The sequence below is a fragment of the Deferrisoma sp. genome (genome assembly GCF_054681715.1).
Map to the genome: position 1 here is coordinate 21,913 of NZ_BAAHFQ010000025.1, position 11,004 is coordinate 32,916.

Consider the following 11,004-nt stretch of genomic DNA (forward strand, 5'->3'; position numbering starts at 1 on the left):
GGCTGGGCAGCTAGGCGGCTGGGCAGCTAGGCGGCTGGGCGGCTGGGCAGCTAGGCGGCTGGGCGGCTGGGCGGCTGGGGGGTGCGGAACCTGGACCGGTCGCCGCCCTACCGGATGAAGTCCAGCCGGTACCGGCTCCGGATGTAATGGAGGAACCAGCCCACCTCCTCCAGGGCGCGCTTGAACTCGTGCTTCTCCCGGGGGGTGAGCCGCAGGGGGTCGAGGTAGTTGTCGGGGAGGCGGCCCTCGGCGAGATTTCGCACCTGGTGACGCAGCCGGAAGCCGACGAGGGTGGTGAACGCGTCGTCGAGCCGCTCGGCCTCGGCCGGTGTGATCGCTCCCCGCTCCCGAAGCGCCTCGATCTTGTCCCAGGTGGTGCCCTCCAGGATACCCGCCTCCAGGGCCAGCAGGCTCACCCCCTCGGTCAGGGCGAAGATCCCCGCCTTCTTGAGGTCCACCCGGCCCTTGTGCTTCCCCCGGCGCTCCGTTCGGATCCGGCCGAACCAACCGAGCGGCGGGGGGAACCGCACAATGTTCTTCGCCACCCGGGGGAAGAACAGGCTGTGGCGCCGGGTGAGCTCCAGGATGTGGTCCTTGATGCGGCGCTCCAGCGAGGGGTCGCCCCACAGGGTCCGCAGGTCCTGGAACATCCCGAAGTTCACCATGTTCTCCCCGGTGGGCACCGTGATCCACTGCTCCACCAAGGCCATCCATTCCGAAAGGGTGTGCCGCCATTGGGGGTTCGAGGCCATGGTCCCCCCGGGACAGGGGGGCACCCCGATCTCCACCAGGGTTTCCACGAGCCGCACGCAAAACCGCTCCACGTCCCACCGGCTGGATTCGTCCAGATCGTCGGCGAACACGGCGGCGCTGTCCTGGTCGGTCCGGAGGGTCTGCTCCCCCCGGCCCTCGCTGCCGAGCACCAGGTAGGCGGCCCGGGGCGGGAGCTTCACGCCCTCGGCCTCCAGGATCTCCGCGGCCTTTCGGGACACCTCATCGTTGAACTGGGAGATGAACCCCACCAGGTCCCGGGTGCCGGCCCCGGCCCTCAGCGCGAACCGCACCATCTCGGGCACACGGGCGTTCACCCGTTTGAGGTCCTCGAGGGATCGCGCCCGGGTTACGTCGTCGCGCAGGTAGAGCGGGCTGTTCGTTTGGAGCCCGAGGATGTCCGTTCCCGTGACGACTCCCACCATCCGGCCCCCGGCGTCCACCACCAAGAGCCTGTGGATGTTGTGCCGGGCCATGAGGTACACGGCCTCGTAGGCCGGGGCCTGGTCGGCCACGGTGAGAACCGGCGAGCGCATGACCTGGCGCACGGGAGTCCCCCCGAGGCTCCCCTCCGATCGGGCCACGAGCCGCCGGAGGTCCCGGTCGGTGAACACCCCCACGGGAACCCCGTTTTCCTCCACCACCACCCCGGAGATCCCCTTTTCGTCCATGATCCGGGCCGCCGAGACCACGTCGGTGTCGGGGGCGCAGGTGACCACCGGCCCCTTGCAGACTTCCCGAACCGGGGTAAATAGGAGCCCTTCCTCCCGCATGGCGCATCTCCCGCTGGAAGCCCGAGGCATCATGGCCGAAACCGGCGGATTTCTCAACGATTTTTCTCGCGGGGACGCCCCAACCCGCGTTACGTCGCGGCGTCAGGGTTTCGCCGGATCAACCCCACGCTTGCCGGATCAAACACGATTTATTTTTTGCTTGACGTGGCCGAACAGGGTTTGTACTTTTGTGAGCCTGTGGCGACACGCCGTTTGACCAAGGACCGTTTTCGGGGGGGCCGGTCGCCGCCCGGCGTGCAGCGGCGGAAAGGAGGGAGAGCCGGGAAGAGAGGAAGAGGAGGCCGAGAAGTCTGGAGTTTCACGATCACAGGTAAGGAGGGTCATCGCCATGGAGCGAAGTACACAACTCGTCGCCTACTGGAAAGAGAACATCAAGTACATCTCCATCCTGCTCGCCATCTGGTTCGCCGTGTCCTACTTGGCGGGTATCCTGTTGGTGGACGTGCTGGACCAGATCAAGATCGGCGGGTTCAAGTTGGGGTTCTGGTTTGCGAACCAGGGTTCCGAGATTACATTCGTTATTCTGATCTTCGTCTACGTGAAGTTGATGAACAACTTGGATCGCAAATACGGGGTTCACGAGGACTAGATTTGACTGGTCCGTTCGGATAAGGAGTGATCCATGGGTATTCTTGGTTGGACTTGGGTAATGGTGGGGATCACCTTCTCCATCTACATCGGCATCGCCATCTGGGCGAAGGCCGCCACCACGGGCGACTTCTACGTCGCGGAAAAGCAGGTGCACCCCATCCTGAACGGCATGGCCACCGGCGCCGACTGGATGAGCGCGGCGTCCTTCATCTCCATGGCCGGCCTCATCGCCTTCCTGGGCCGCGACGGTTCCATGTACCTCATGGGCTGGACCGGCGGATACGTCCTCTTGGCCATGCTCCTCGCGCCGTATCTCCGGAAGTACGGGAAATACACGGTGCCCCAGTTCATCGGCGACCGGTACTACTCCAACACCGCCCGGGCCGTGGCGATCATTTGCGCCATCTTCGTCTCGTTCACCTACGTGTGCGGCCAGATGCGCGGTGTGGGCGTGGTGTTCTCCCGGTTCCTCGAGGTGCCGATCAACACCGGCGTGGTGATCGGCATGGCCATCGTGTTCATCTACGCCGTGCTGGGCGGCATGAAGGGCATCACCTACACCCAGGTGGCCCAGTACTGCGTGCTCATCGTGGCGTACCTTATCCCGGCGATCTTCATCGCCGCCATGCTCACCGGTAACCCCATTCCGCAGCTCGGGTTCGGGAGCAAGATCAGCGCGGGCGGGGCCCAGGTGCTGCAGGACGCCTCGGCCCAGGGGAAGTACCTGCTCGATGTGCTGGACCAACTGCACACCGACCTTGGGTTCAAGCAGTACACGATGGGGAACCGGCCCAAGATCGACGTGTTCTTCATCACCTTCGCCCTGATGGTCGGTACCGCGGGGCTGCCCCACGTGATCATCCGGTTCTTCACGGTGCCCAAGATCCGCGACGCCCGTTCCTCGGCCGGCTGGGCCCTCGTGTGCATCGCGATCCTCTACACCACGGCCCCGGCCGTGGCCGCCTTCGCCAAGACGAACTTCATCAAGACCGTGCACGGCAAGGCCTACACCGAGGCCCCGAGCTGGTTCAAGAACTGGGAGAAGACGGGTCTCATCGCCTGGCTCGACAAGAACGGCGACGGCATCATGCAGTACGCGCCGGGTGCCCCCTTCAAGGGGAAACCCAAGTTCAAGGAAGGCGCCAAGGGCAAATACGGCGAGCTTGTGGTGACGAACGCCCCCACGGACTCGAAGAACGAGATCTACGTGGACCGCGACATCATGGTGCTGGCGAACCCCGAGATCGCCAAGCTTCCCAACTGGGTGGTCGCCCTGGTGGCCGCCGGCGGTCTGGCGGCAGCGCTGTCCACGGCGGCCGGGCTCCTGCTCGTGATCGCCTCGTCGCTCTCCCACGACCTCATGAAGGGCATCATCAACCCGGACCTCTCCGAGAAGGCCGAGCTCATGTGGGCCCGGATCGGGGCGGGGCTCGCGGTGGTGATCGCGGGGTGGTTCGGCATCCACCCGCCGGGGTTCGTGGCCCAGGTGGTGGCGTTTGCGTTCGGGCTCGCGGCCTCCTCGTTCTTCCCCGCCATCATCATGGGGGTCTTCAACAAGAAGACGAACAAGGAAGGCGCGATGTGCGGCATGGTGGTGGGTATCGTGTTCACCGCCGCCTACATCATCTACTTCAAGTTCGTGAACCCGGCCGCCAACAACCCGCAGCACTGGTGGTTCGGGATCAGCCCCGAGGGCATCGGCACCGTGGGCATGATCCTCAACTTCATCGTGATGTGGGTGGTGTCGAAGTTCACCCACGAGCCGCCCCAGGAAGTGCAGGAGCTCGTGGAAAGCCTGCGCTATCCCCAGGAAGCCCGGTAAGGGTAGCCTGCGGATCCGAGGGCGTGCGGCCGCCGGTTTCCGGCCGGGGCCGCACGCCCTTTTTTTGCGCCCGCGAGATCGGGCAGAATGGGACTGCGAGAAGGCGTGCCGTTGGGCGGCCAGGCAGCCTGATAACGCGAATACTAATACCTTCAAAAGTATTGCCGGAGGCGGGTGGGGGACTGGTTCCGGCCGGGCGCGAGTGCGGCACCCGATCGCCGCGCCTTCCCATGCCGTTGCCGGTTCGGTAGGTCGGGGCGCAGACAGCGGAAGTTCCTGAGCTTCCAAGGCAATCCAAGCCTGGTGGGGCGCGGCGACGTGAGGGGCCGCACCCGGCTCTCCACCAGCCCCCCACCCGCTGGTTTCCGTAGCGACCACGAGGATCTGACAATACTTCCGTGGTGTTAGTATTTCGACGTCGGGGGGCATCGGCCGACGACCGCAGACCGAAGACCGCGCGACGGAGGTGAAAAGAACATGGCACCGATCAGCCGGCCCATCCGGGCCAGCTTCGGGCTCATTCTCGGCGCCGCGGCCGGGGTGAGCTTGTTGACCGGGATCATCCCCTGGGTCTTGGGGATGCTGCTCTCGGTGGATTCCCTATGGATCCGGATCCAGGTCGGGGGGTACATGAATTTCGTGGCCGCCGTGTGGGCGGTCGTGGGGGCGCTCATCGGGGCTTTCCCCGGGCCGCGTTCGGGCTCGGGCCTTCTGGGCGCGGCCGGACTCGCCACCGGCCTCACCCTGGCCCGGGCGCTTCCCGACGCCCACTGGACCGTTGTGGCCCTGGGCGCGGCCACGGGCCTGGCCTATGGCTCGGTGGGCGGATTTCTGGTGGGGCGGGTGCTGGAACGGAGCGGCTAGCCGTGCCACCGGAGGTTGGAAAAATTTTTCAGGGTTTCCTCACGCGCTTTTCATCCTCCTCTAATGTGGACAATTTATGATATACTCCGTTGTCCCCAAAGGAGGAACAGCCGTGAGCAACCAGGCCCACACCCCCATGGATCCCCGACGCGCCGCCACCTGGGCCATGCGGCTCCTGCGGCGGCAGGTGCCCGATCCCTCGCCCGAGCAGAAATTGTGGCTTGCGGTGATCGAGCACGCCGTGCGGGACGCCTACGCCGATCCGGAGGCCGACCCGGCCCGGAGGGCCGAGGCCCGGGCGTGGCTCGAGTCGGAGTACTTCACCGATGTGGCCGTGGCCATCGGGCTCCACCCGGGCGAGTCCCGCAAGGTGATCCGGCGGTTGGCGGAGTTCTCCCTGGGCGTGGAGTGGCGGGTGGAACCCCACGAGGCCATCCCGCCGGAACTCCAGGCCGTGACCCGGATGCGGCCCGACCCCCGGGACAACGACCCCGGGGCGGCCCACAGCGCCCCGGCGTAGGGCGGGAACCGATCCGCCGCAGGCAAGAAAAAAGGCCGCCCCCGGGGCGGCCTTGTTCGTTCGCGGGGGGCCCCTTTCGGTTCAGGCGTCTCCCCCCTCGTCGTCCCCCTCCTCGTCCTCGCCGTAGTACTCGCACAGGGCCAGAAGGGCCCCGTCGTCGAGCTTTTCGTGGATCTTCCGGGCGAAGTCGAGTTTCTTCACGTAGGCCCTCCCGGCCTCCGAGGGTTTCGTCTTCTTCTCTCGTGCCATGGTCTCCTCGCAGGGAAAAAGGGATGCGCCGCCGGTCTTCCTGATCGGCGGACGGACCCCAGGACTCAAGGCCACATAGGTTACCAAACCGGTCGTTTAGGGGAAAGGTCTTGACGCGCTTGGAAGAAGCGTGACGAACCGGCCAGCGTCGTCCCACATGCGGTCGTTGTTGAAAAATACGAACCCCCTGCGGCCGGAAACCCGGAGGGCCAGAAAACGGAGCTCGTCGTCGGTGTACCGGTACCGGTACCCGCCCCGGCCGTGGAGCCGGAGGTACACGGGGTCGGGCGTGACCGGGTCGGCGGCGAAGGGGTCCACGGCGTGGACGAGCCCGAGGTCCCGGCAGAGCCCTGCCACCAGATCCGCCGGCCAGGGGCCACGGGGTTCCCAGGCCAGGAGAAACGGCTGGGGCCCGACCCGGCCGAAAAACCGCCGGAGGTTCCCCACGTTCTCCGGGGTGGGCCGAAACGAGGCCGGGCACTGGAAGAGCACCGCGGCCGCGCCGAGGGCCAGGGCGGCCTCCCGGGTCACGGCCCACCCCTCGGCCACCTCCTCGGTGGGCCGGAAGAACCCGTACCGATCGCGGCGCTCGGGTGGCACCGGCCGGCCCAGCCGCCGGTACGTGGGGCTCGTGGCCGGGTGGGTCACCACCTGCCAGGCCTTGAGGGCGAACACCGCGCCCTCCGGCGCCCCGGCCCGCCAGCGCCGCAGGGTCTCCACCCGCGGCGGCCGGTAGAAGGTCTGCTGCACCTCCACGGTCCGGAACCGCTCCCAGTACCGGGCCCGGGCCACCGGAATCCCCGAGCACCCAACCCAAAGCGTCTCCACGGCGTTCCTCCTGCGGAAGAAAGGCTACCGGGTCGCGGAGAAGGCGCAAAAAAAAAGCGGGCGGCCCAGTGGGCCGCCCGCTCGCGTCCTAGGCCGAAAGAGTGCTCAGTCGGCCTCTTCCAGTTGCACCTCCCGCCACAGGACGCCCCCGCCCTCCTGGAGGTCGCCCTTGGCCTGGACCAGGGTTCCAAGCCCCACGGCCCCGAAGAACCCGGCGCGGCCGAGGGTGGCGTCCGAGATGTCCTGGAAGTCGTCGTCCTGGAACCCCGTGGTGTCCACGGCGATCCCGAGGATCGTCACCACCGGGTCGGCCGCCGAGTCCACCGGGCCCTGGAGCCGCACGGTGGTGCCGGCCGAGCGCCGTTCCACCCGCGTGGCCATGAGGCTCCCGTCGGCCAGGCGAAACGCCCGGATCCGCACGTGGTCGCCGGTCCCCACCGCATCGCGCATCTCGGTGAGGTTTTCGTCAACGGCCACCGTGAGCCCGAGGCCGGCCAGCGTGAGGGAGCCGTCGTCGCCCACGGCGGCGAGGTCGCTCTCCAGGTCGATCTCGTCCTGGAACTCGACCTTGTCGGCCAGGATCACACCGGCCGACACGGGCCCCTCCACCTCCACGAAGGCGCCCGGGACGAGGTCGTCCGAGGTGCCGCCGACAAAGAGGGTGCCGGCGTTCCACTGGGCCGGCTGGCCCTCCACCTCGAACGACGCGCCCTCGACCGCGGTCACCGCGCCCTCGACCCGCATCTCCTGGGCCTCGGGCGCGTCCAGGGCGTCGGACTCCACCTTGGTGGCCACCAGCTCGCCGGCCGTGCCCAGGGCCGGGCTCCCCTCCACCTCCACGAACAGGCCGTCGGCCGGCGCGTTGCCCGGCAGGTCGGAGAGGTCGGCGCCGGAGTAGTCCACGGTGAGCGCCCCAATGCGGAAGGTCATGGCGGTCACGTCGGTGCCGGCGATCACGCCCTTGACCTTGAAGTGGACCGGGGTCGGCTCGAGCTCGATAAACGTGGCCGCCACGGTGCCGTCGGGCAGCACGTCGCCGTGGACCTCCAGCACGTCGCCGGCCGAAAGGCCCCCGATGCCGCCGACGATGCTGTCATCGAGCACGGCCGGGTCCGTGGGGTCGAACACGACCGTCTGGCCCATCACCGTGAGGGTGTGGTCGTCCACCACTGCCTCGAAGGGCCCCCGGATCGCCTCCTCCGTGCGGATCCGGGTGGCGGTGACGGTGTCGGTGGTCTCGTCCACCTCGGCCTCCACCTCCACCTTCATGCCCACCTTGAGGTCGTCGTCCGTGGGGTTCTCCACGCCCTCGACCTCGATCTCCGCACCCTCGGTGGAGATGGTGAGGTCGTCCATCACGATGCTGCCCTTGGCCGTGATGGTGCCCCGGGCGGCCGCCCGGGGGGCGGGGCTTCCGGCCACGGCCACCGCGCTCATCTGGACGTCGGCGAAGTCCGTGTTGTGGGTGAAGTTCACCACCAGGCCCGTGGCCCCGGCCACCCCGGTCATCCGCCAGGCATGGTCGGCCGGCGGCGCGTCGTAGGCCCCGTTGCCGTTGTGGTCGGCGAAGAAGTCCACCTGGTAGTCCTCGCCGCTCTCGATGATGCCCGGGATCGCCACCTGGAACGAGGGCCCGGGGATCTCACCCAGGCGGTAGGCCCCCACGGTCTGGCCCGTGGACCGCCGGCGCACCCGCACCTCGAACACCTGGCCCACATGGGGGGTCATCTGGCTCAGGTTCAGAACGAACGGCAGCCCCTCCGAACCGGCCGTGCCGCCCACGTTCGTGAAGGTCGTGTTGTGGGTGAACGCCACCTGCCCCGTGGCCGAGGGGATCGCCTCGCGCCACGCGTGGTCCAGGGGCGGCGGGTTGTAGACACGGTTTCCGTTGTGGTCCGCGAAGAAGTCCAGGTTGTGGTCGCCTGGGGGCACGGCCACCGGCAGGAACAGGCTCAGGCTCTCTCCCGGCAGCGGATCCAGGATGATCCGGGCCGCGAGCTCCCCGGTGGCGGCGTTCACGATCCGCAGCTGGGTGAGCTGCCCCACGTGGGGGGTCATGCCGTCCAGGGAGAGGCTCAGGTCCTGGAAGGCGCCCATGTCGATCCAGTCCTTGATCGCGTCCTGGAGGTCGGGCGACAGGGCCGGGCCCCCCCGGGGCATCTGGGGGCCGAGGGAGGTGCCGCTCACCCGAAGGTACAGGGTGCTCGACGAGGGGGCTCCCGGGACCACCCGCGAGCTCACGTTGACCAGGTTGTCGTACGATTCCCCGGCCCGGAGCGACATGGGCGCGCCGCCCGGCACGTGGCAGCCGGCCACGGCACAGCTCGCGGTGAAGATGGGCTGGACGTCCTCGGTGAAGGTCACGAAGCGGGCCCGGGGTTCGGGCGGTGGGGCCTCGCCGTCGCCTTCGGCCGTGAGCACCATCTCGTCGGCGGGGCTCGAATCGATGCCGTCGTTCACCACCAGGTGAAACACGTACCGGCCCGGCAGGTCCGGGGTGAAATGGGGGGTGTCGTCCGTCGGGTCCGAAATCTGGGCCGTGCTGCCCATGGGCCACGAGAACAGGGACCAGGTGTACCGCAAGGCGTCGCCGTCCGGATCCGAGCTGGCCCGGCCGTCCAGGGTGACCCTCTGGCCCGTGGGCACGGTCTGGTCGGGGCCCGCGTCGGCCACCGGCGGGGTGTTCTCACCCAAGGCGGCCCCGCCGGCGATCCATGCCCGGATGATCCCCTGCTCGTCCTCGGTCAGGAACGGGCCGCCCAGGGGCATCTGGGTGCCTGCGGCCGTGCCGATCACCCGCTGGTAGAGCTCGCTTCCTTCGGGATCGCCCGGCACCACCAGCCGCCCGGCCTGGTTGTTGACTTCGGTGTTCAGCAGGGTATTGAACGCGCTGGTCGCCGTGTCCAGCGGCAGGTTCTCCCCGGAGGCCGACTGGCCGCCCGGCACGTGGCACAGGAACGCCGGGTCGCTCGAGCTCGCGAGGCAGCTCCGGCGGAAAATGGGCATCACGTCCCGGATCAGGGTGAAGGAACCTTCGTCCGGCACGATCCCCCCCGCCTGGATCTCGGCCTTGTCGCCCACCAGGGTGGTTCCGTCCATCGTGCCGAGCACGCGCACGATGGTTCCCGGGGCCACCCGGGCGAAGAACCCGTCACGGGTGAGGGGCAGGTCGAACCGGTCCTCGAACCGCACCCCCGAGCGCCCGAGGTCCGCCAGGACGCCCAGGATCGTGAGGCTGAAGGCGGTTTCGTCCTCGGCCTGCACCGGGCCCTGGAGCGTCACGAGATCCTCGGCCTCGTCCCGCTCGACCCGGCGGGCCACCACGTTGCCTTCGGCGTCCTGGAACGCCCGGATCTCCACCCAGTCGCCGGCCGAGATGCCGTCGAGCACCAGGGCCAGGGTGCGGGCCGCGACCCGGTCGTCCACCAGGACGGTGTCGGGCACCCGCATCGTGATCCCGAGCACCGTGATCGTGCCGCCGGCCGCGTCCACGGCGTCCACCGGTCCCTCGATCCGGATCGTGGCCTCGGGCCGGAAGGAGATCTTGGTGGCCACGAGGGTGCCGTTCGCCACCGACCCTTCCACCTGGAGCTTGACCCCCAGGCCGAGGTCCGCGGCCGCGCCGTTTTCAAAGGTCACCGCGCCCGAGGCGTCCACCGGCATGCCGGCCACCGAGAAGCTCGTGGCGTCGGTGAACGCCGTGACGATCCCCTCGACCCGGGCGTCGTCTGCCGCCTCCACCTCGACCTGCCCGGGCAGGTTGGGCCGGCCTTCCACCGAGGCGGCCACCAGCGTGGTGCCCGTGAACTCGGTGCCCTTCACCTCCACGGCGACGCCGTCTGCGAGGGCTTCGGCCGAGAGGTTCTGGAACGCGGCCGAGGCGTAGTCCACCGTGAGGGTCCCCACCCGGAACGTCTGGGCGGCGGCGTCCAGGTTCGACACGGTGCCCTTGACCTCCACCTCCATGCCGGGGCCGAGGGCGTCGGCCTTCTTTTCCACCCGGGTGGCGTGGATCACCCCCGAGGCGTCGGGGAGCCCGCTCACCTCCACCACCATGCCGATGGCGAGGCTCTCGAGGGTGACCCCGTCGAACACCGTGAGATCGTCCACCTCCACGGTCTGGCCCGCGGCCACGAACCGGTTGAGCCCGGCCGACACCGACTGGACCGGCCCCTCCAGGTTGTCCTCGAACACCACCGAGGTGGCCGTGCCGGTGGAGCCCGACACCTCGGCCTCCACGGTCACCATCATGCCGAGCTTGAGGTCGTCCTCCCCGGCACTCGGGTTGTCGTCCACCGTGATTTGGGTCCCGGCGAGGTCGAGCTCGACCCCGCCCACCAGGATGCTGCCGAAGCCGGCGATCGGCCCGCTCAGGACCGACCGCTGGGCCTGGGGTGCCTGTGCCCCGTCGTCCCCGCCGCCCCCGCCCCCGCCGCAGGCCGCCAGGCCGGCGGCCAGGGCGCCGGCGAGCCCGAGGCCCATCCAACAACGCAACCAAGTTCGTCTCATGGTCCTTCCTCCTGCGATTGGAGAAGGGCCGCGCGCCGGCCGCCACGGGGGACGGC

8 protein-coding genes are annotated in these 11,004 nt (G+C 68.7%); 4 read left to right on the forward strand and 4 right to left on the reverse strand.

Features of this window, described 5'->3' with window-relative positions:
• Window positions 1-107: 107 nt before the first annotated feature.
• Window positions 108-1,544, reverse strand: a complete 1,437-nt coding sequence (locus ACY0I8_RS06110) for a putative nucleotidyltransferase substrate binding domain-containing protein (protein ID WP_461394043.1) — start codon at window positions 1,542-1,544, stop codon at window positions 108-110.
• A gap of 349 nt (window positions 1,545-1,893) precedes the next feature.
• On the opposite strand from ACY0I8_RS06110, the gene ACY0I8_RS06115 reads away from it, so the two are divergent.
• The 4 genes from ACY0I8_RS06115 to ACY0I8_RS06130 all read left to right on the forward strand — a co-directional run bounded on the left by ACY0I8_RS06115 (window position 1,894) and on the right by ACY0I8_RS06130 (window position 5,362).
• Complete coding sequence (locus ACY0I8_RS06115) at window positions 1,894-2,154, forward strand: DUF4212 domain-containing protein (protein ID WP_461394044.1); 261 nt, start codon at window positions 1,894-1,896, stop codon at window positions 2,152-2,154.
• A 33-nt stretch (window positions 2,155-2,187) separates the two neighbouring features.
• A complete protein-coding gene (locus ACY0I8_RS06120) occupies window positions 2,188-3,978 on the forward strand; it encodes a sodium:solute symporter family protein (RefSeq protein ID WP_461394045.1) in 1,791 nt (596 codons plus the stop codon).
• A 477-nt stretch (window positions 3,979-4,455) separates the two neighbouring features.
• Window positions 4,456-4,842: a hypothetical protein gene (locus ACY0I8_RS06125; protein ID WP_461394046.1), complete on the forward strand. Its 387-nt coding sequence runs from the start codon at window positions 4,456-4,458 to the stop codon at window positions 4,840-4,842.
• 112 nt (window positions 4,843-4,954) lie between these two features.
• On the forward strand, window positions 4,955-5,362 hold the full coding sequence (locus tag ACY0I8_RS06130) for a hypothetical protein (RefSeq protein WP_461394047.1): 408 nt from the start codon (window positions 4,955-4,957) through the stop codon (window positions 5,360-5,362).
• Window positions 5,363-5,443: 81 nt separating this feature from the next.
• Here the strand turns inward: ACY0I8_RS06130 and ACY0I8_RS06135 are convergent, their stop codons facing one another.
• The 3 genes from ACY0I8_RS06135 to ACY0I8_RS06145 all read right to left on the reverse strand — a co-directional run bounded on the left by ACY0I8_RS06135 (window position 5,444) and on the right by ACY0I8_RS06145 (window position 10,948).
• Window positions 5,444-5,611: a hypothetical protein gene (locus ACY0I8_RS06135; RefSeq protein ID WP_461394048.1), complete on the reverse strand. Its 168-nt coding sequence runs from the start codon at window positions 5,609-5,611 to the stop codon at window positions 5,444-5,446.
• A gap of 96 nt (window positions 5,612-5,707) precedes the next feature.
• A complete protein-coding gene (locus ACY0I8_RS06140) occupies window positions 5,708-6,439 on the reverse strand; it encodes a DUF72 domain-containing protein (RefSeq protein ID WP_461394049.1) in 732 nt (243 codons plus the stop codon).
• Window positions 6,440-6,544: 105 nt separating this feature from the next.
• A complete protein-coding gene (locus tag ACY0I8_RS06145; protein ID WP_461394050.1) occupies window positions 6,545-10,948 on the reverse strand; it encodes a DUF5666 domain-containing protein in 4,404 nt (1,467 codons plus the stop codon).
• Between the last annotated feature and the right edge of the window lie 56 nt (window positions 10,949-11,004).

What these genes read in the sequence shown, in the direction of transcription:
- ACY0I8_RS06135 (WP_461394048.1), bottom strand. Translation starts at nt 5,611, where the DNA reads ATGGCACGAGAGAAGAAGACGAAACCCTCGGAGGCCGGGAGGGCCTAC.
- ACY0I8_RS06115 (WP_461394044.1), top strand. Translation starts at nt 1,894, where the DNA reads ATGGAGCGAAGTACACAACTCGTCGCCTACTGGAAAGAGAACATCAAG.
- ACY0I8_RS06125 (WP_461394046.1), top strand. Translation starts at nt 4,456, where the DNA reads ATGGCACCGATCAGCCGGCCCATCCGGGCCAGCTTCGGGCTCATTCTC.
- ACY0I8_RS06110 (WP_461394043.1), bottom strand. Translation starts at nt 1,544, where the DNA reads ATGCGGGAGGAAGGGCTCCTATTTACCCCGGTTCGGGAAGTCTGCAAG.
- ACY0I8_RS06145 (WP_461394050.1), bottom strand. Translation starts at nt 10,948, where the DNA reads ATGAGACGAACTTGGTTGCGTTGTTGGATGGGCCTCGGGCTCGCCGGC.
- ACY0I8_RS06120 (WP_461394045.1), top strand. Translation starts at nt 2,188, where the DNA reads ATGGGTATTCTTGGTTGGACTTGGGTAATGGTGGGGATCACCTTCTCC.